The sequence below is a fragment of the Streptomyces kryoterrae genome (assembly GCF_054072135.1).
The window spans coordinates 5,228,354-5,248,181 of sequence record NZ_CM133358.1 but is presented as its reverse complement, the minus strand read 5'-3'; the positions used below and the strand labels follow the sequence as shown (position 1 = coordinate 5,248,181).

At 69.5% G+C, this 19,828-nt stretch carries 15 protein-coding genes and 1 pseudogene; 8 read left to right on the top strand and 8 right to left on the bottom strand.

From position 1 onward, the window contains the following. Positions 1-148 precede the first annotated feature (148 nt). The 3 genes from ACW4TU_RS22895 (at position 149) to ACW4TU_RS22885 (ending at position 3,903) form a co-directional block, all read left to right on the top strand. On the top strand, positions 149-1,747 hold the full coding sequence (locus ACW4TU_RS22895; RefSeq protein ID WP_457416388.1) for a VWA domain-containing protein: 1,599 nt from the start codon (positions 149-151) through the stop codon (positions 1,745-1,747). Positions 1,748-1,880: 133 nt separating this feature from the next. Continuing rightward, positions 1,881-3,512, top strand: coding sequence for a methionine--tRNA ligase (gene metG, locus ACW4TU_RS22890; protein ID WP_457416385.1), 1,632 nt, complete (start codon positions 1,881-1,883; stop codon positions 3,510-3,512). A 112-nt stretch (positions 3,513-3,624) separates the two neighbouring features. Further along, the gene (locus ACW4TU_RS22885; protein ID WP_457416382.1) at positions 3,625-3,903 is read left to right on the top strand and encodes a hypothetical protein; all 279 of its coding nucleotides are present in this window, start codon (positions 3,625-3,627) and stop codon (positions 3,901-3,903) included. Positions 3,904-3,932: 29 nt separating this feature from the next. Here ACW4TU_RS22885 and ACW4TU_RS22880 read toward each other — a convergent pair whose 3' ends face one another. Continuing rightward, positions 3,933-4,379 carry a PIN domain nuclease gene (locus tag ACW4TU_RS22880; RefSeq protein WP_457416379.1) on the bottom strand — a complete coding sequence of 149 codons (447 nt, stop codon included), beginning with the start codon at positions 4,377-4,379 and terminating at the stop codon, positions 3,933-3,935. Beyond that, complete coding sequence (locus tag ACW4TU_RS22875; protein ID WP_164408396.1) at positions 4,376-4,585, bottom strand: type II toxin-antitoxin system VapB family antitoxin; 210 nt, start codon at positions 4,583-4,585, stop codon at positions 4,376-4,378. Before ACW4TU_RS22875 ends, ACW4TU_RS22880 begins: the two co-directional genes overlap by 4 nt. Positions 4,586-4,707: 122 nt before the next feature. Between ACW4TU_RS22875 and metG (ACW4TU_RS22870) the strand changes: the two genes are divergently transcribed. Continuing rightward, positions 4,708-6,432, top strand: coding sequence for a methionine--tRNA ligase (gene metG, locus ACW4TU_RS22870; protein WP_457416377.1), 1,725 nt, complete (start codon positions 4,708-4,710; stop codon positions 6,430-6,432). Between the two features lie 21 nt (positions 6,433-6,453). Here metG (ACW4TU_RS22870) and ACW4TU_RS22865 read toward each other — a convergent pair whose 3' ends face one another. Next, positions 6,454-6,897: a hypothetical protein gene (locus ACW4TU_RS22865; protein ID WP_457416374.1), complete on the bottom strand. Its 444-nt coding sequence runs from the start codon at positions 6,895-6,897 to the stop codon at positions 6,454-6,456. A gap of 238 nt (positions 6,898-7,135) precedes the next feature. Here ACW4TU_RS22865 and ACW4TU_RS22860 point away from each other — a divergent pair, with 238 nt between their 5' ends. Next, on the top strand, positions 7,136-10,336 hold the full coding sequence (locus ACW4TU_RS22860) for an FG-GAP repeat domain-containing protein (protein WP_457416371.1): 3,201 nt from the start codon (positions 7,136-7,138) through the stop codon (positions 10,334-10,336). 68 nt (positions 10,337-10,404) lie between these two features. Here ACW4TU_RS22860 and ACW4TU_RS22855 read toward each other — a convergent pair. The 3 genes and pseudogenes from ACW4TU_RS22855 to aspS form a co-directional block, all read right to left on the bottom strand. Then, positions 10,405-10,969 (bottom strand): annotated as a pseudogene (locus ACW4TU_RS22855) (peptidase associated/transthyretin-like domain-containing protein); the annotation flags it as partial. A 16-nt stretch (positions 10,970-10,985) separates the two neighbouring features. Next, a complete protein-coding gene (locus ACW4TU_RS22850; protein WP_457416368.1) occupies positions 10,986-11,930 on the bottom strand; it encodes an intradiol ring-cleavage dioxygenase in 945 nt (314 codons plus the stop codon). Between the two features lie 122 nt (positions 11,931-12,052). Further along, entirely contained in the window at positions 12,053-13,816 is a 1,764-nt protein-coding gene (aspS, locus tag ACW4TU_RS22845; protein WP_457416366.1) for an aspartate--tRNA ligase, read from the bottom strand. Positions 13,817-14,036: 220 nt separating this feature from the next. On the opposite strand from aspS, the gene ACW4TU_RS22840 reads away from it, so the two are divergent. Together ACW4TU_RS22840 and ACW4TU_RS22835 are read left to right on the top strand one after the other, a co-directional pair. Then, the gene (locus ACW4TU_RS22840) at positions 14,037-16,184 is read left to right on the top strand and encodes an ATP-binding SpoIIE family protein phosphatase (RefSeq protein ID WP_457416363.1); all 2,148 of its coding nucleotides are present in this window, start codon (positions 14,037-14,039) and stop codon (positions 16,182-16,184) included. A gap of 47 nt (positions 16,185-16,231) precedes the next feature. After that, positions 16,232-17,644: a cytochrome P450 gene (locus ACW4TU_RS22835; RefSeq protein ID WP_457416360.1), complete on the top strand. Its 1,413-nt coding sequence runs from the start codon at positions 16,232-16,234 to the stop codon at positions 17,642-17,644. A 100-nt stretch (positions 17,645-17,744) separates the two neighbouring features. On the opposite strand, the gene ACW4TU_RS22830 is transcribed toward ACW4TU_RS22835, so the two are convergent. Beyond that, positions 17,745-17,933, bottom strand: coding sequence for a hypothetical protein (locus tag ACW4TU_RS22830; RefSeq protein WP_457416357.1), 189 nt, complete (start codon positions 17,931-17,933; stop codon positions 17,745-17,747). On the opposite strand from ACW4TU_RS22830, the gene ACW4TU_RS22825 reads away from it, so the two are divergent. Continuing rightward, positions 17,890-18,669: a BRO-N domain-containing protein gene (locus ACW4TU_RS22825; RefSeq protein ID WP_457416355.1), complete on the top strand. Its 780-nt coding sequence runs from the start codon at positions 17,890-17,892 to the stop codon at positions 18,667-18,669. The genes ACW4TU_RS22830 and ACW4TU_RS22825 overlap by 44 nt on opposite strands. Before the next feature lie 87 nt (positions 18,670-18,756). On the opposite strand, the gene ACW4TU_RS22820 is transcribed toward ACW4TU_RS22825, so the two are convergent. Beyond that, a complete protein-coding gene (locus ACW4TU_RS22820) occupies positions 18,757-19,728 on the bottom strand; it encodes a pirin family protein (RefSeq protein WP_457416352.1) in 972 nt (323 codons plus the stop codon). Between the last annotated feature and the right edge of the window lie 100 nt (positions 19,729-19,828).

Here is a 19,828-nt window from a genome sequence, read left to right as displayed (position 1 = left end):
CGGGGCGCGAGGTTGGCGAAGTGGCGCCCTTGACGCCCGCCGGGTTCCGTGAAAGACCCTGCCCAAGATCGTCAATCCGGACCGCTAACCTTACGTGTCCGTCCTGGCCAGGGATTGACGGCTACAACTCACGTGAAGGGTTGCGCACATGGGCATTCTCACTCTCCTGCGGAGCGCGTTCGGCAAGTCACGCAAGGGGCGTGACGCCGAGGCGGCGCCCGCGCGGGAGGCGGAGTCGGTTCCTCAGCAGGAGGTCACCGAGCCGAAGATTCCGGCACCGTCCCCGGAACCGACCCTGACCCAGTCCCCGACACCGAAGCCCGTGGAGGCCCCCTCGGTGGTGGACGACCTCGTCTCGGCGGCCTTCGACAACGTAACGGTCCCCAAGCCGGCCAGGCCGGTGGACGAGGCGGAGGATGTCTCCACTCCCGAGGCCGAGCCGGCCGTCGAGGAGCCCACTGCCGAGGCTGAGGCCAAGCCGACACCCGAGCCGAAGCCGCTGGCCGAGGTGACTGAGGCCGCCCCGGAGCCGGAACCCGAGGTCACAGCGGTCGCCGAACCCGAGGCCAAGCCCGTCGCAGAGGAGCCCGAGGCCATCGCCGAGGATCCCACCCCCGAGACCGAGGCCAAGCCCGAGCCGACACCCGAGCCCGAGCCGGAACCCGCCGCCGAGGCGACCCCGGAGCCCGAGGCCATCGCCGAGGAACCCACCCCCGAGCCCGAGCCGAAGCCTCTGACCGAGGCGACAGAGGCCGCCCACGAGCCGGAACCCGAGGCCGCAGCGGTCGCCGAACCCGAGGCCAAGCCCGTCGCGGAGGAGCCCGAGCCCGAGGCCCTCCCCGAGGAGCCCAAGGTTGAGGCTGAGCCCGCCGTAGAGGAAGCCGCGCCGGTGGCCGAGGTGACCCCGGAGCCGGAGGTCGTCGTCGAGGCCGAGGCAACGGCGGAGCCGCAGCCTGCACCTGAGGCTGAGTCCGCGTCTGAGGCTGAGGACCTGGTGCCGGCAGCCGCCGACGCAGCGGAAGCCCCACAGGGGCCACCCGCACCTGACGACGATGCCGTCACAGGTGGTGCGGGTGGGAAAACCGATCCGGCCGAGGGCGAAGCCGAGGCGGAGGCCGTGCCCGCGAGCCTTCTCACCGCGTACGACTCCGCCGCCACCACCCTCACCACCCTCAACCTCACCACCGCCCGCGCCAAGGTCTACCTCGTACTGGACCGCTCCTCGTCCATGCGTCCGTACTACAAGGACGGCTCCGCCCAGGCCCTCGGCGAGCAGACCCTCGCCCTCGCCGCCCACCTCGACCCGGAGGCGACCGTCCACGTCGTCTTCTTCTCCACGGAACTGGACGGCACCGGCGAGCTCACCCTCACCGACCACGACAACAAGGTCGACGAACTCCACGCCTCCCTCGGCCGCATGGGCCGTACGAGCTACCACGCTGCTGTGGAGGAGGTCGTCACGCACTACGAGAAGTCCGGCACCGAACACCCCGCCCTCATCGTCTTCCAGACGGACGGCGCCCCGGACGCCAAGACCCCCGCCACCCAGTCCCTCACGGACGCGGCGGCGAAGCACCCCGCCCTCTTCTTCTCCTTCGTCGCGTTCGGCGAGCCGGAGAACAAGGCCTTCGACTACCTCCGCAAGCTCAAGACGTCCAACACGTCCTTCTTCCACGCGGGCCCGACCCCCCGCGAGCTGACGGACACGGAGCTGTACGAGGGCGTACTGGCCAACTGGCGCCCGTAACCCCCCGTACCACCGTAAAACCTCACGCACGACGGCCGACAGGGCCCGGGGCCATACCCCGGGCCCTGTCCCCGTAATCCCCCCAGCCGTGATCGGCGTGAGCCAATCTCCCCTCGGCCAGTAGGATTTCGCCATGGCGGCCACTGGATCCGAGAAGCAGGGCGGGAAGGCGTACTACGTCTCCACCCCCATTTACTACGTCAACGACGCTCCTCACCTGGGCCACGCCTACACGACCGTCGCAGGCGACGTGCTCACGCGCTGGCACCGTCAGCGAGGCGAGAGGGTGTGGTACCTCACCGGCACGGACGAGCACGGTCAGAAGATCATGCGTACCGCGGAGGCGAACGGCGTCAGCCCGCAGCAGTGGGCGGACAAGCTCGTCGACGAAGCCTGGAAGCCCCTCTGGGAGCACCTGAACATCGCTAACGACGACTTCATCCGTACGACGGAGAAGCGTCACACGGACCGCGTCCAGGAGTTCGTCCAGGATCTCCACGACAAGGGCGAGATCTACAAGGGCGGCTACGAGGGCCCGTACTGCGTGGGCTGCGAGGAGTACAAGCTCCCGGGCGACCTCATCGAGGCCGGGCCGGAGGCCGAGGACGGCACGCCGACCACGAAACTGTGTGCCATCCACAAGAAGCCGGTGGAGCTCCTCAAGGAGGAGAACTACTTCTTCAAGCTGAGCGAGTACGGCGAGAAGCTCCTCGCCCACTACGAGGCGAACCCGGACTTCATCCAGCCCGAGTCGGCGCGCAACGAGGTCGTGAACTTCGTCCGCCAGGGCCTCCAGGACCTCTCCATCTCCCGTTCCACCTTCGACTGGGGCGTCCCGGTCCCGTGGGACGACAAGCACGTGATCTACGTGTGGGTCGACGCGCTGCTGAACTACGCGACGGCGGTCGGCTACAACGAGAACCCCGAGAAGTTCGAGAACACCTTCCCCGCCGACGTCCATCTGGTCGGCAAGGACATCCTCCGGTTCCACGCGATCATCTGGCCCGCGATGCTGATGGCGCAGGGTCTGCCGCTGCCGGGAAAGATCGCGGCCAACGGCTGGCTGATGGTCGGCGGCGAGAAGATGTCGAAGTCGAACCTGACGGGCATCAAGCCGCAGGACCTGACCTCCCACTTCGGTGTGGACGCGTACCGCTGGTACTTCCTGCGCGCGATCGCGTTCGGCCAGGACGGCTCGTTCTCCTGGGAGGACTTCTCCGCCCGCTACACCAGCGAGCTGGCGAACGACTACGGGAACCTCGCGTCGCGCGTGGCCGCGATGGTCGGCAAGTACTTCGGCGGCACGCTGCCGGAGGCGACGGCCGCCGGCGAGGCCGAGAAGGCCGTCCAGGAGGGCATGGCCAAGGCGGTGGCCGAGGCCGATCGCCGGATCGGTGACGAGGTGGACTTCCAGGGCGGCATCCTGGCGATCTTCGACTTCGTGAAACAGGTCAACGGCTACATCACGGAGCAGGAGCCCTGGAAGGTCGCGAAGGACGAGTCGCCGGAGGGCAGAGCCCGCCTGGCGACGATCCTCTACACGGCCACGGAGTCGCTCCGGGCGGTGGCGGTCCTGCTCAACCCGGTCATGCCGGACACCTCGCAGAAGCTCTGGGACTCCCTCGGCGCGGACGCCGTCCTCGGCGCGCTCCCCGACCAGCGGATCGCCGACGCCGCCACCTGGGGCCGGCTCCCGGCGGGCGCGACGATCACCAAGGGCGCGGTGCTCTTCCCCCGCCTGGAGGAGAAGCCGAGCGTCGCTTAGCACGTACGCGAGCACATGAGTACGTGACGGGCCCCGGGAACAAGCCGTTCGTTCCCGGGCCCCGCACGTCTTTCCGGGTGCGGCCGCGTGCCACCCGGGGGACCCTGCGTCCATGGCGTACAACCGGCTGGAGATCTGGGCCACGGGCGAGTGGCACAGCGTTCGGGGAGCCCGCCCCCTTGGGCGACCCTTCGGGGTGAAAGGCGACTTCACGTGTGGCCGCAGGCAGGCCACGGACACGACGCGGCAATCACTTGAGGCCGAACTGAACAGGCTGCTGCAGGTGAACGACCCCATCGAGGTGGTCGTGGAAGACGGACCCACGCTGTACTTCGCGCCCGGAACAGCGGGGCCGTTCCGCCTGGCCGGCGACGAGGACCAGGAGTCCTGACAGTACGAGGCCCGGGGCCGCGCCCGCGTTCAGGACTCGGGGATCTCGGGGGACTCGGGGGACTCGGGTTCGGCCAGCCAGACCGTCGACTGGCCCGTACGGCGGGCGACGGTGTCGAAGTCCCGGTCGTGGTGGAGCAGGGTCAGGCCCGACAACTCGGCCGTGGCGGCGACGAGCAGGTCGACCGGTCCGGCCGAACGGTGCTCGCCGTTGTCGGTGAGCAACTGCTGCACCTCGCGAGCGCGCTGATAGATGCCGTCGGGCATCAGTGTCCAGCTGAAGAGGCGCCGCAGACGCTCCTGTTTAGCATCCCGGTCCTTTCCGGAACGGGCGGAAAAGAGAAGCTCCAACTCGGTCAGGTCACAGAGCGCGACCAGCCCATTGTCGAGGACCTGCTGCCATCGCTCGTCATACACGTCGCTGCTGAGTAGACGTACGACGGCCGAGGTGTCGATCAGATACGAGACGTCACTCACCGGCGGTAGTTCCTCTTGTCCAGAAGGATGTCGAAGTCACCTCGCGCTCCCATCTCCCGGAGCTCAGCCAGCGCTATGGCCCGGCTGCGCCGCTTGGCGACTTCCAGCAGCGCGGTGTTGACGGTGTCCTTCTTGGTCTTGGTGCCGAGCAGGACCTGAGCCTCCGCCAGAGCCTCGTCGTCGACCTCGATGAGCAACTTCGACATGACAGACCTCCCGATATAGATACGCGCCTCATAGAGTATATACCGGCGCGGCGAGTGTCCACTCGCAGCTACGATTTCAAGGTTCGCGAAGCAGCAGGAACCAACCTGGGAGCAGCCCCCCGATGGCTCGACACCTCATCACCAGCGCCCTTCCGTACATCAACGGGATCAAGCACCTGGGCAACATGGTGGGGTCCATGCTCCCGGCGGACGTCTACTCCCGTTACCTCCGCCAGCGAGGCCACGACGTCCTCTACATCTGCGCGACGGACGAGCACGGCACCCCGGCCGAGCTGGCCGCCAAGGAGCGCGGCATCCCCGTGGCGGAGTTCTGCGCGCAGGCGCACGACGCGCAGAAGGCGGTGTACGACGGGTTCGCGCTGGCCTTCGACTACTTCGGCCGGAGTTCCTCCCCGCAGAACGTGGAGATCACCCAGCACTTCGCCCGCCGCCTGCGCGAGAACGGCTTCATCGAAGAGCGTGCGATCCGCCAGGTGTACAGCCCCACCGACGGCCGCTTCCTCCCGGACCGGTATGTCGAGGGCACCTGTCCCCACTGCGGCTACGACAAGGCCCGCGGCGACCAGTGCGAGAACTGCACCCGGGTGCTCGACCCGACCGACCTGATCGACCCCCGGTCCGCGATCTCCGGCTCCACCGACCTGGAGGTCCGTGAGACGAAGCACCTCTTCCTCCTCCAGTCGAAGCTCCAGCACGAGGTCGAGGAGTGGGTGACCGCCCACGAGGGCCAGTGGCCCCACCTCGCCTCCTCCATCGCCCGCAAGTGGCTCACCGAGGGCCTGCACGACCGTGCGATCACCCGTGACCTGGACTGGGGCGTGCCGGTCCCGGCGGACACCTGGCCGGAGCTGGCGGCGGAGGGCAAGGTCTTCTACGTCTGGTTCGACGCCCCGATCGAGTACATCGGCGCGACGAAGGAGTGGTCGGACGAGCAGCCGGAGACCAGGGACTGGAAGTCCTGGTGGTACGAGGCCGACGCGGGCGACAACCCGGTCCGCTACACGGAGTTCATGGCCAAGGACAACGTCCCGTTCCACACGGTGATGTTCCCGGCCACGGAACTCGGCGTCCGCGAACCGTGGAAGAAGGTCGACGTCGTCAAGGCCTTCAACTGGCTGACGTACTACGGCGGCAAGTTCTCCACGTCCCAGAAGCGGGGCGTCTTCACCGACCAGGCGCTGGACATCCTCCCGGCCGACTACTGGCGCTACTTCCTGATCGCCAACGCCCCCGAGTCCGACGACTCCTCCTTCACCTGGGAGCACTTCACGGCCACGGTGAACAAGGATCTGGCGGACACCCTCGGCAACTTCGTCAACCGCGTCCTCTCCTTCTCGAAGAAGCGCTTCGGCGACGAGGTCCCGGCGGGCTCGGCGGCCGGCGAGGCGGAGGCGAGGCTGGGCGAGCAGATCGCCGAGCTGCTCGCGGAGTACGAGAGCCAGCTGGAGGCGCTCCAGTTCCGCAAGGCGGCGGCTGCCCTGCGCGCCCTGTGGTCGGCGGGCAACTCCTACCTTGAGGAGAAGGCCCCCTGGCTGGAGATCAAGACCGACCAGGACGCCGCGGCCCTGACCCTCCGTACGGCGATGAACCTCATCCACCTCTACGCGGTGGTCTCGGAACCCTTCATCCCGGCGACCGCGGCGACGATGCGCGCGGCGTTCGCCCTGACGGACGACACGAGCACGTGGGTCACGGCCGACGAGGCAAAGTCGCTGTCCGCCGTCCCCGCGGGCACCGCCTTCACGGTCCCGCCGGTGCTGTTCGCGAAGCTGACGGACGAGGACCTGGAGACGTACAAGGAGCGCTTCGGCGGCGCACCCGAGTGACCCGGTCCCCGCGCTCGCGCCTCACGCGGTGACACCGAACCGCCCGTCAACTCCCAGGAGCTGACGGGCGGTTCCTTCGTTCGGGTCGTCCACGTCGGCGCCCGGCGGACCGGATGCGAGCCCGAGCGCGCTGCGGGCGGCACTGACGTACTGGAGCCCCTCCACAGCGGTCTGCCTCGCGACCGCGTACTCGGCGGGTGTGCGGGCGGAGGCCAGTTGGCCACGGGCGGCGTGATGCCGTCCGGTCGCCTCGGCCAACGCCTGCGCGGCGGCTTCGTCGGCCCCCGGCCGCAGTCCCGCCAGACTCCCCCCGAGCCGCACCACCCACCGGTTGGCCTCGACCTCGGCGTCCAGCCCGGACAAGCCGGACGAAGCCGTGTACATCCCCGCCTGCCTGCGCAGAAGGACGCCGGAAACCACCGCTCCGACGATCAGCAGCAGCGTGAGCGGAACGACGACTTCCATGACTTCCTCCAGCGAGCAACGAGCGTGAGTGGAACATGCCGTGAGGTGCGGCTACCCCACCGCGACAGTTCCCATCAAACGCCCCGCCACTGTGCCCTCCCGACGAGAAATCTGTGCGCTCCCTGCGAACCTCCCGTGTGCGTGGAGGACAGATCCGCCGATCATGACCTGCCCCAAGCCCTGGTAAAGTCCGCTCACCTGTGCGAGGGCTGTGGCCCTCCTGGGGAGGGAACTTCACGTGGGCAGACAAGCCCTGCGACGGGGCGCGCCGACCGCGCTCGTCTCCGCTTTCACGGTCGCCCTTGCGGCCGGAACCATCACTCTGTTCGCCGCGACACCCGACGGCGGCGGCGCGGCGCAGGCCGCCACGGCGTCCGGGACAACCGCCACCGCCACTGCCACCGCTGAGATCGTCCTGGACGACCCCCACACGACGACCCCGCGCACCGAGCGCCTGCTCGCGGCGGGCGGGACCGGTTTCCTGCATCGGCAGGACGACGTCGCGGGCCTGCTGTGGACGAACTACACGGACGGCACAACCGTCACCGTTCAGGGCCCGAGCGGAGCCTACGAGCCGGACCGCGCCACCGGCTGCTACGACATCACCCTGGCGTGCCCGTCGGGCTTCTTCGCGCAGGCCGGCGACATCGTGGCGATGCCGCCCCGCAGCCCCGGCGACCCGGCTGTGCTGTGGAGCCCGGACAGCGGCGCGCTGCGGACCGTCGACCTGCCGTACGGCGACTACGTCGGAACGTACGGGTCGACAGTCGTCGCGATGGACAACGACCGTGCCGCGGTGGAAGTGATCGACTTCGTCGACGGCGAGCAGCGCGACCGTACGGTGACCGGTCTCTCGGGCGATGAGTACCGGCGCTACGAGTTCGGCAGTACCGGTGACCAGGCCGGTGCGGTCCTCGCCTACGCGGTCTTTCAGCCTGACGGTACCCGCAGGTCCACCATCGGGTATCTCGACTTCGCCACCGCCGAGTTCACCGTGGCCTTCACCGGTGCGGACGATTTCCCCGAGGTCGTACTCACCGAGGACCGGGTCGGCTGGTACACGCCGGCCTCCGGTCTGCACCTGAAGCCCCGCGCCGACCCCACCGCCGAGGAGACGGTCCCGGTTGCCGGAGACCCCGACCTCGGCGAGGTCGTCAACGTTCCGGTTCCCGTTCTCGTCGGGGACTGGCTCGTACTGACTGACCCGAACGGCGGCAGCACGGCCGTCTCCCTGGCCGACGGCTCCACCCGCACCCTCCTGAACAGCACCTACGGCAACCCGCTGGCCGTCCCCGACGGCTCCGCCCTGGTCACCGGCGGCACCGGCCCCGCCGACTGGTGGGTCCAGCGGATCACCGAAGGCCCGGACGGTGCACCGCGGTTGACCAAGCTGTACAAGGTCGCCCCCTACGAGAACGCCAAGACCGGACTCGCCCTCAGCCGGGGCAGCCTGCGCGTCGCGGAGGACAGTTCGAGCAGCAGCACCGACTCGACGTCCATCCGCACCCTCACCACGGACAACGGCACCACACTCACCGCGTCCACGGCCAAGAGGGGCGACGACACCAGCAGTGCCGTGTGCCCGTACAAGGGCGTCACCTGCTCGGTCCTGTGGGGCAACACGGGTGCGGTCCCCGAGGACGTCTTCCTCCTGAAGGACAACGCGGGCAAGGACCGCCTCATAGCCATGGGTGACGAAGAGGGGAGCAACACCCTGGAGTACGGCACCGCAGGCGGCGCCATCGTCGACGTCTCCGACAACTACACCGTCTACAACTCCGGCGGCTCCACGCCCACGCAGTACGTCGGCGAGTTCGGCTACGCCGTGAAGCTGAAGCGCACGGTCCGTGCCGCCGCCCTCAACGGTTCCACCCTCTGGAGCGCGACCACCACCGCCGGCCGGCTCGACTCGTACAGCCTCACCGCGAACAAGACCCTCGCCACGGTCACCGTCCCGGGCCTCGGCTGCGTGCCGAGCGAGCTCCAGGCGGCGGGCCGCTGGGTGTACTGGGCCTGCGGTACGGCCTCGGCGGGCGTGTACGACATCAAGTCCCGCAAGTCGACCGCCGTCAAGCCCGGTGATGTGCTCCTCGGTGACGGGTTCACCGTCCGGCACGACCACACCACCGACGAACTGGTCCTCACCCAGGCGCCCACCGGGACCACCCGTGTCCTCGCCTCCCACGTCCCGGACACCGGGCTGGCAGCGGACCGCCGTTACCGCTGGACGGTCGACGAGTACACGGGTCTGGTCGCCTGGTTCGACGAGTACGAGCAGACGCACGTCGCCACCACCGGCGTCGCCCCGTCCGGCCCGACCGCGTTCGTCAACGCGATCGAGAACTCCCTCGTGGAGCCGCCCACCGCAGGGGCCTACCCCTGGCTGGGCTCCTGGCTGCTCTCCCGCCCGGTCACGTCCTGGTCCCTCACCTTCACCTCGGAGCAGAGCGCCGCGACCGGCCGGCTCACCCGTACGCTCACCGGCGGCGCGGCCCGAGCCTGGTTGTCGGCAAGCTGGAACGGCCTTACGGCGAACGGGACTTACTTCCCCAACGGCGAGTTCGCCTGGACGCTGAAGGCGACCGGCCTCGGCACTGCGGCCCCGGTCACGGTGGTCACCGGTACGGGCTTCACCGGCCGTGGCTCGGCGGTACGCCACGACTTCACCAGCCTCGACGGCCCGGACGGCCGCGGCGACCTGCTCACCCTCGGCGGCTCCGGCGCCCTGGCCTTCCACGACGGCACCGGAAAGGGCGGGATCAGCCGCGACGACGGCGAGAACACCGGCACCGGCTGGCCCACCTCCATCACCGCCGTCGCCTTCGGCGACCTCAGCGGCGACCGCTGCAACGACGTCCTCGTCAGGATGGCCAACGGGGCCCTGCGCCTCTACAAGCCGCGCTGCGGCTACCCGGTCACGCCGAGCACTTCGTACACCACGCTCGCCACCACCGGCTGGACCCAGCACGACATCCTCACCTCTCCCGGTGACGTCTCCGGCGACGGCCGCCCCGACCTGATCGCTCGCAAGGCGTCGACAGGCACCGTCTACCTCTACAAGGGCACCAGCGCCGGCAAGCTCTCCGCGCCTGTCACCCTGTACGCCAACTGGAAGGGCTACAAGAAGATCGTCGGAGCCGGAGACCTCGACGGCGACGGCATCGGCGACCTTCTCGCCCAGGACAAGGCCAACAACCTGTACCGGTTCAACGGCACGGGCAGGGGCACCTTCACCGCCCGTACGAAGCTGTTCGGTTCATGGGGAGCCTCGTACAACGTGGTCGTCGGCGTCGGCGACCTCAACGACGACGGCAGGACGGACCTCGTCGCCCGAGACACGGCCGGCAACCTGTACCGCCAGAGCGGGGACGGGAAGGGGTCGTTCGGGGCCCGGGCGAAGATCGGGAGCGGCTGGGGATCGTACAAGTCCCTCTCCTGAAGCGGGCGACGGCCCGGAACCCGGGAGGGTTCCGGGCCGTCCATCGCGGACTGCCGGCCGTACGTCCGTCAGCTCGCTGTCGCCGACGCCGACGCGCTCGGCTGCGTCGAGTCGCCCGCGCCGTCGTTGGTCGCGTCCGGGTCGACGCCCATCGTGATGGAGCCGGTCACACTCTTCGCGATGTTCTTCTTGTCGTACTTCAGCTTGAGCAGACCGCCCGCGGTGCCGCTCTGGTCGTAGATCGTGTCCTCGGTGAGCGTGGTGCGCTCGGTCGTCGACGTCGAGTACGGCTCGACCGTGGCGGAGAGCAGCACCGACTCCTCGTCGAGGAAGAACTGGCCGGTGTGGCAGGTGGTGCCGCCCTCGTAGCCGGCGTCCGTCCAGGTACCGTCCACGTGCACCTTCGTGTGGATGTGGACCGTGCGGCCCCGGTACCAGCCCGGGAAGACCGTCGTAGCGCTTGTCGTCGGTCGGCTCCTCGTGCACACCGCCACCGCCCGTGCCGCCGGAGGGCGCGTCGGTCGGCGGCTCACCGGTCGGGGTGCCCGAGGGGGCGTCCGTCGGGGCGCTGCCACCGCCGCCGGTGGAGAGGCTCTCGTAGCCGGAGTACAGGCCCAGGGCGTCGCAGTGCCAGGATGGCCTTATCTGTTCACCCGGCGCTGTCGTGCGTCTCGTCCGGTGCCACGCCCATCGTCAGCTCGGCGTGAACCCCGCGCCCGATGTCCCGCTTCTTGTACCGCAGCCGCAGCAGCCCGCCCTCGGCGCCGTTGTCCGGGTAGATCGTGTCCTCGTCGAGGGTCGTACGGGTCGCCGTGTTCGTCGAGTACGGCGCCACCTCCGCCGAGAGCAGCACCGACTCCTCGTCGAAGAACAGCTGGCCCGTGTGGCAGGTGTGCCCGCCCTCGTAGCCGGCGTCGGTCCAGGTGCCGTCCACGTGCACCTTGACGTGGATGTGGACGCAGCGCCCCCGGTACCAGCCCGGGAAAACGGTCCGGAAGGTGACGTAGCCGTGCCGGTCCGTCCGCCACGTACCGCGCAGATAGCGCTCGTCGTCGGTCGGCTCCTGGTGGCCGCCGCCGCCCCCGCCTGGACCGCCCGTCGGGGGCGGACCTGTGGGTACGTCCGTCGGCTCGCCGGACGGCGGGGTGCCGCCGCCACCGCCGTTGCCCATGCCCTCGTAGCCGGAGTAGACACCGAGCGCCGAGCAGTGCCAGATGTCGACGGCCGCGTTCCGCACCGGGCGGCAGGTCTCGGCGTCGATCACCTTGAGCCTGAGGGTGAGGGGGATGCCCTCCTCGTCCTCGGTGACGTCCTGGCGGAGCTTGTCCACGTCGATGTAGTACGGGCCCTCGGTCGTCTCCGTGGTCAGCACGTAGCAGGCCTCGGGCGTGCCGGAAGGGGTGCCCGAGGGGGTGCCGGCGGGCAGGCTTCCAGGGCCGTGCCGCGTGCCGCCCTTGGCCTCCGGTGCTCCCTGCGCCGACGCCAGTCCGGCGCCCAGGGCCACCGCCGTGGCCGTCACCGCCGTCGCGCCACCGGCGACGACGACTCTGCGGCGGGTCAATTCCCGTAACTCTTGCGGGGGGATGTCAGTCATGGCCACGGAGATTATGAACGCGACCTGTCAAAGAGCTGTGATTTCCCGTGTTTCCTGAGCATCACATGAGAATGGCCCGGAATCGCCGCCGATTCCGAGCCACCCGCACAAAACCGCTTTCTTTACTTCGGCTGCGGCTTCCGCACCGAAATGTGCAGCTCCCGAAGCCGCGCCTCCTCCAGCTCCGTCGGCGCGCCCATCATCAGGTCCTGCGCGTTGCCGTTGAGCGGGAACGCGATCGTCTCGCGGATGTTCGGCTCGTCGGCGAGGAGCATGACGATACGGTCGACGCCGGGCGCGATCCCGCCGTGCGGAGGGGCGCCGAAGCGGAACGCGCGGAGCATGCCGGCGAACTCGCGCTCGACCGTCTCCTCGTCGTAGCCCGCGATGCCGAACGCCTTCAGCATGATGTCGGGCTCGTGGTTGCGGATCGCGCCGGAGGACAGCTCCGTGCCATTGCAGACGATGTCGTACTGCCAGGCCAGGATGTCCAGCGGGTCCTGGGTCTCCAGGGCCTCCATGCCGCCCTGGGGCATCGAGAACGGGTTGTGCGAGAAGTCGATCTTGCCCGTCTCCTCGTCCTTCTCGAACATCGGGAAGTCGACGATCCAGCAGAACCGGAACACGTTCTCCTCGAAGTGCCCGGCACGCTTGGCGGCCTCGACCCGCACCGCGCCCATGATCTTCGAGACCTCGTCGAACTCGCCCGCGCCGAAGAACACGGCGTGACCGGGGGCCAGCGAGAGCCGCTTGGTCAGCTCGGCGACGTTCTCCTCGGTGAGGAACTTCGCGATCGGCCCGGACAGCGAACCGTCCTCCGTGACCCGCACCCAGGCCAGACCCTTCGCGCCCAGCGTGACGGCGAAGTCACCGAGCTGGTCGAAGAACTTCCGGGACTGTCCGGCGACGTCCGGCACCGGCAGGGCGCGTACGTGCCGGCCGGCGAAGGCCTTGAACTCCGAGCCCGCGAAGACGTCGGTGATGTCGACCAGCTCCAGCTGGGCGCGCAGGTCCGGCTTGTCGGAGCCGTACTTCAGCATCGCCTCGCGGAACGGGATGCGCGGGAAGGGCGAGGTGACCTCACGGCCCTTGCCGAACTCGGTGAACAGCTCGGTCATCAGCCGCTCGATCGGCTGGAAGACGTCCTCCTGCTCGACGAAGCTCATCTCGACGTCGAGCTGGTAGAACTCGCCCGGCGAACGGTCCGCGCGCGCGTCCTCGTCACGGAAACAGGGCGCGATCTGGAAGTAACGGTCGAACCCGGAGATCATCAGCAGCTGCTTGAACTGCTGCGGGGCCTGGGGCAGCGCGTAGAACCGGCCCGGGTTGAGGCGCGACGGCACGACGAAGTCGCGGGCGCCCTCCGGGGAGGTCGCCGTCAGGATCGGCGTGGCCATCTCGTTGAAGCCCAGCGCGGTCATCTTGTGGCGGATCGCCGAGATGACGGCCGTACGCAGCATGATGTTGCGGTGCATGCGCTCGCGGCGCAGGTCCAGGAAGCGGTACTCCAGGCGCCGCTCCTCGTTGACCCCGTCCTCGGTGTTGATCGTGAAGGGCAGCGGCTGGGCGGCACCAAGCAGCTCCACCTCGCCGACCTCGACCTCGACCTCGCCCGTGGGCAGCTCGGGGTTGATGTTCTCCGCGCCGCGCGAGACGACCTTGCCGTCGACGCGGACCGTCGACTCCTTGGTGACCTTGTCGAGTGCCTCGTAGGCGGGCGTGCCGGGGCGGGCGACGAGCTGCGTGATGCCGTGGTGATCGCGCAGGTCGATGAAGAGGATGCCGCCCAGGTCGCGCCGATTGTGCAGCCAGCCGCTCAGCCGGACGTCACTGCCGACGTCAGAGGCGCGGAGCTCGCCGCAGGTGTGGGACCTGTACCGATGCATCGTCGTTCATCCAGCCTTCGCGGATCGGGGATCGGGGTCTGTGCCGGCGAAGGTTTCACGTGAAACACCGAAACCTCGGAAAGCACAGCCCCAAGGGTACCGGCCACCCCGAGACCGCTTCCCCGCAATTGTTCGGGCGCGTAGCCTGTACCGCCCCTCCACAGGGTGCTCCGTACAGCTTGGGTGGCACGCTGCGATCACCTCTCCATAAAGTAGGTCAATGCGCACTGGTGAGCCCCTGCCCGCCGTGGGGGACGTCCTGGTCGCCCTCGCGACCGGCATGTGGCATTGGGACACGGCCACACAGCTGGTCACGCTCGACGCCGAGGCGGCCCGCCTGCTCGGCCTGCCCGCCGAGCCGACGACCCTCACGGAGGCCGCGACCCGGGCCCGTCTCCACCCGGTCGACTGGAACGAGATCGTCGGCGTCATCCAGCTCGCCGTCGCCGAGGACAGCATCGCCGAGGTCCGGGTCCGCGTCATGGACGAGCAGGGCCGGGTGATCCGTACCGCCCGCAGCCGCGCGAAGCCGACCTTCGACATCGCCCGCAAGGCCTACGACGTGATGGGAATCCTCCAGGAGGTCACCGAGCCCTCGCCGGGCACCGCCGCACGCACGCCAGTCACCGGTGACTGGCGCCGCTCCCGGGAGGCGTTCCTGCTGGACGCGGGCCGGGCGCTGGCCGAGGCACGGTCCACGGAGGAGGTGCTGCGGGTCGCGGCCGGCCTGTCGATGCCGGGCTTCTCACCGGACGGCCTCGCCGTCTTCGGCGTCCAGGGCGACCGCCTCACCGTCATCGGGCATCACGGCCAGCGGCCCGGCGACGAGCGTCCCTTCTCCCACATGCCCCTGGAGACCGACTACCCGGCCGCCGAGGTGGTCCGCACCGGCCGGGCCGTCTACCTCTCCTCACCCGAGGCCTACAAGGCCCGCTACCCCACCGCCTGGCCACTCGCCCAGGTGTTCGACCGGCAGTCCTGGGCGTTCCTGCCGCTGACCGTCGCGGGCCGCACGATGGGCGCCTGGATGGCGGGCTTCGCCTACCCGGTCAGCTTCATCCCCGACGAACGCTCGGTCCTGACGACGGTCGCCCGCATGCTCGCCCAGGCCCTCTCCCGGGCGGGCGTCGCCGAGTCGGAACGCGAACTGACCGACGGACTGCAACGCTCGATGCTGCCGACCCTCGGCCCCGAGATACCCGGCATGGAGGTCGCCGCCCGCTACATACCGACCGGCGGCGGTCTCCAGGTCGGCGGCGACTGGTACGACATGATCCCGCTGCCCGGCGGCGGACGATTCGCCCTGGTCATCGGCGACGTCCAGGGGCACGACGTCCGCGCCGCCGGTCTGATGGGCCAGCTCCGCATAGCGCTGCGCGCCTACGCCTCCGAGGGCCACCGCCCCGACGCCGTCCTCTCCCGCGCCTCCCGCTTCCTGCACGGCATCACCAACTCCGCGAACAGCACGGTCAGCGGCGACCTGCGCTTCGCGACCTGCCTGTACGTCGAGGTGGACCCCGCGACCGGCGTCCTGGAGATCGCCCGGGCCGGCCACCCGGACCCGGCGATCCGGATGGCGGACGGCACGGTGCTGACCCGCCCGACGGCGGGCGGCCTGCCCCTGGGTATCGACCCGGACGCCGACTACCCCACCACCCTCCTCGCCCTCGAACCCGGCGAGACCATGCTCCTGTGCACCGACGGCCTGATCGAGACCGGCGGCCATGACCTGGACACGGGCTGGCAGCGCATCCGGACGACCCTGGAGGAACACAAGGGGGACATCGAGGCCGACGGCCTGGAGGAACTGGCCGACGCCCTCGTCCAGGCCGTGCACGGCCCGTTCTCCCACCACACCACCGGCCCGCTGGCCGACCGCCGCGAGGACGACATAGCGCTGCTGCTCCTGAGCCGCCCGGGCGAGTGCGCCACCGACGGCACGCTGCCGCCCGCGGTACGCCCCACCGTCCGGCGCACCATGCTGACCATCGCCCAGGCGGAACCCGAGCGCGTCGCCGTCGCCCGGCAGCAGCTCCGCGAACAGCTCCACGACTGGCCCTCCCCCGACCAGGTCGACTCGGCGGTCCTCCTGATCTCCGAAACGGCCACCAACGTCCTGGTCCACACCGACGCCGACGCCCTGGTCGTCGCCGAGGTCACGGGCGACCCCGGCGCACGCCGTATCCGCATCGAGGTCACGGACGTGAGCGACGACCTCCCGCACAAGCGCCGCCCGGGCGAACTCGCCTCGTCGGGCCGGGGGTTGCTGCTGATCGAGATGCTCGCGGACGCGTGGGGGGTCGACCCGCGGGGCGAGGGCAAGAGCATCTGGTTCGAGCTGTACGAGAGGGCGGAGAAAGAGGTGTAGGACGAAAGGGTGCCCCCGGGCGCCCAAAAAAAGCAGATGATACGACCATGGCTGTCATGCGCACCGCCCGCAGAACCGCCCCCGGGACCACGCACACCACCGCTCCCGCTCCCGTCCCCGGCCCCACCGGCCACCCCCTGCTGGGGTCGGCCCTGGACCTCCGCAGGGACCCGCTCGGCACCTTCGTCCGCGCCCAGCGGGAGCACGGCGACGTGGTCCGCGTAACCGCCGGACCGCCCGGCCTCCGTACGGTCATGTACTGCGTCTTCTCCCCCGAGGGCGCCCAGCAGGTCCTGGCCACGCAGGCCACCAACTTCCGCAAGGACAACGTCTTCTACGAGGAGCTGCGCCAGACCGGGGGCAACGGCCTCCTGACCAGCCAGGACGACGTATACCTCCGCCAACGACGCCTGATCCAGCCCCTGTTCACCAAGAAACGGGTCGACGGTTACGCCGCGACGATCACCAGCGAGGCCGAGGCGACAGCGGAACGCTGGCGGAACAGGCCCGACGTGGACGTCGTACGGGAGATGGACCGGCTGGCGCTGCGCACGGTCTCCCGGGTCCTGTTCGGCGCGGATGTCGAGGCCGCGGTGGACGTCATCCACGCCAACTTCCCGGTCATCAGCGCGTACATCACAGGGCGGGCCTACTCCCCGCTCAGGCTCCCGCGCACCTGGCCCACACCGTCCAACAGGCGTGCGGAGGCGGCGACCCGGGCGGTGTACGAGGTCTGCGACCGGATCATCGCGGCGCGCCGCGGCAAGGGGAGCGAAGCAGCCGACGAGACCACCCAGGACCTGCTCTCCCTCCTCGCCCAGGCACAGAACGAGGAGGACGGCAGCCTCGACGCCACCGAACTCCGCGACCAGGTCCTGGTGTTCCTGCTGGCCGGCCACGAAACGACGGCGACGTCACTGGCCTTCGCGCTCCGCCTCCTGGCCGGCCACCCCGAGGCGAAGGCCCGGGCCCAGGAGGAGATCGACGCGCTGCCGCCGGGGGAGCCGTACACGGCGGCGACCGTGGACCGACTCCCGTACCTGACAAGGGTCCTGAAGGAGACGATGCGGCTGTATCCGGCCGCTCCGCTGATGGGCAGGCGGGCGGTGACGGAGACGGAGATCGACGGCCACGTCATCCCGGCGGGCGCGGACGTCCTGATCGCGCCCTGGGTCACCCACCGCCACCCGGCCCACTGGGACACCCCCGACCGATTCGACCCGGACCGCTTCACCCCCGACCTGGAGACCGCCCGCCACCGCTACGCCTGGCTCCCCTTCGGCGGCGGCCCCCGCGCCTGCATCGGCCGCCACTTCTCGATGCTGGAGTCGGTCCTGGCCCTGGCGGTACTGCTCCGCGAGTACGACATCGAGGCCCCGGCCACGGAGATGCCGGTGACAGCGGCGGTGACGCTGCAGGCGGTGGGGGAGGGCCGGGTGGGGGTACGGGCGCGCGCGTGAGAATACGGGCGCGCGGGCGCGGACACGCCGCAGAATCGATGCCTCTATCCCTCTAAGGGACGAAACAAGTTTGCTACGGACATATGCCACGCTCCTCTGCCTACCGTCCCAGACGGAGGTGATGCTCGATGTACGAGCAGAACGACAACCCGCCGTCGAACGGATCGACGGCACACCGGCAGGACGCGATCGACATCAACGACTTCGTGTTCGCGGCCACAGGGGCGCGGGTGCGGAGGCTGACGATGCCGGACGGGACGCACTGGTTTCCCGCGGCAGACGTACTCAACGAGCTGGGGTACAGGAACCCTCGAAAGACTCTGGCGGACCATGTCCCCACAGAGCACCGAGAGACTCTTGAGACCGTAACTGGAGAGTACGGTCTCAGCGTTCCCGCAGGTCGAGAGTGGCGACGAGACATGAACGTCATCGATCTCCAAGGCCTGATCCGCTTGGTCAACGGCTGCACCAAGCCCGCGGCCCAACCCTTCAAATCCTGGGTCACCGAAGTCATCGTCGCCATCCATCGAGACGGCTCCTACTCCCTCGAACCCGCCGCCCTGCAACCCACCCCGACCACCGTCACCGCCTACGCCGTCCCACAGCAACTCGCCGACGCTCTCGTCCGTCTCGAAGAACGCGTCGACCGGCAGGACGAAGCCCTGCGCCAGATCGACAACAAGCAGAACGTGATCGTCGACCTGCTCCGCGACATCACCCGGACCCTCCGCCGCACAGGCGACCGCACCCGCCAGGTCGAGGCTCCGGAGCTGACACCCCAACAGCTCCTGTCCAACTGGAAGTCCAGGAACCTCGTCGTCACCGAGGACGTCCACACGGTCGCCGCCCACCTGGCCCCGGCCCTGCTGCACGGCGGCGCCAACTACAGCGTGGAGGAGATCTCCGTGCACACCGGGCTCTCCCCGGACCGGGTCCGCCACAGCCTGGAGCTGCTGTCCGAGCAGGACTGCGTACGCGAGGCGGGCCGCACTCCGGACGACACTCCGTTCTACGTTCTGCCGTAGCGGCACCGCCCCGACAGAACAGGCCCGAAGCCGCAACACCAACTTGCGGCTTCGGGCCCAGTCGTACCGTACTCAACTTTCGAGGGTCTACAGCCCACCCTCGGACATTCCATGCACCGCCGGGACAGTTCCCAGCCGGCCCTTCTGGAAGTCCTCGAACGCCTGCTCCAGTTCCGCCCTCGTGTTCATCACGAACGGGCCGTAGTGGGCCATCGGCTCACGGATCGGCTGCCCGCCGAGGAGTACGACCTCCAGGTCCGGGCTGTTCGCGTCCTGCACGTCGTCCGCGCGGACCGTCAGGGACGAGCCCGTGCCGAAGACCGCCGTCTGACCCTTGTGGACCGGGCGCCGGTCCACACCCACGCTGCCGCGGCCCGCGAGGACGTACGCCAGGCCGTTGAAGTCCTCGCGCCAGGGCAGAGTGACCTCCGCACCCGGGGCCAGCGTGGCGTGGACCAGGCTGATCGGGGTGTGGGTGATGCCGGGGCCCTCGTGGCCGTCCAGCTCGCCGGCGATGACGCGCAGGAGCGCGCCGCCGTCGTGGGACGTGAGGAGCTGGACCTGGCCACCGCGGATGTCCTGGTAGCGCGGGGCCATCATCTTGTCCTTGGCCGGGAGGTTCACCCACAGCTGGATGCCGTGGAAGAGACCGCCGGACATGACCAGGGACTCCGGGGGAGCCTCGATGTGGAGGAGGCCCGAGCCGGCCGTCATCCACTGGGTGTCCCCGTTGGTGATGGTGCCGCCACCGCCCTGCGAGTCCTGGTGGTCGAAGATCCCGTCCATGATGTAGGTGACGGTCTCGAAGCCCCGGTGGGGGTGCCACGGGGTGCCCTTGGGCTCGCCCGGCGCGTACTCCACCTCGCCCATCTGGTCCATCATGATGAACGGGTCGAGGTGCTTGTAGGCGATTCCGGCGAACGCCCGGCGCACCGGGAATCCCTCGCCCTCGAAACCGCTCGGCGCGGTCGTCACGGTGAGCACGGGACGCGCCACGGCGTCGGCCGGAGCGGCCACACGGGGCAGGGTCAGCGGGTTCTCGACGGTCACTGCAGGCATGTCGGGACCTCCTTGTGCGGCCAGTTTAGTTGATTATTGAACTTCCTGCTACCCCTAACAGAGGAGGCCCGGAGGACATTCCCTCCGGGCCTCCGCAACC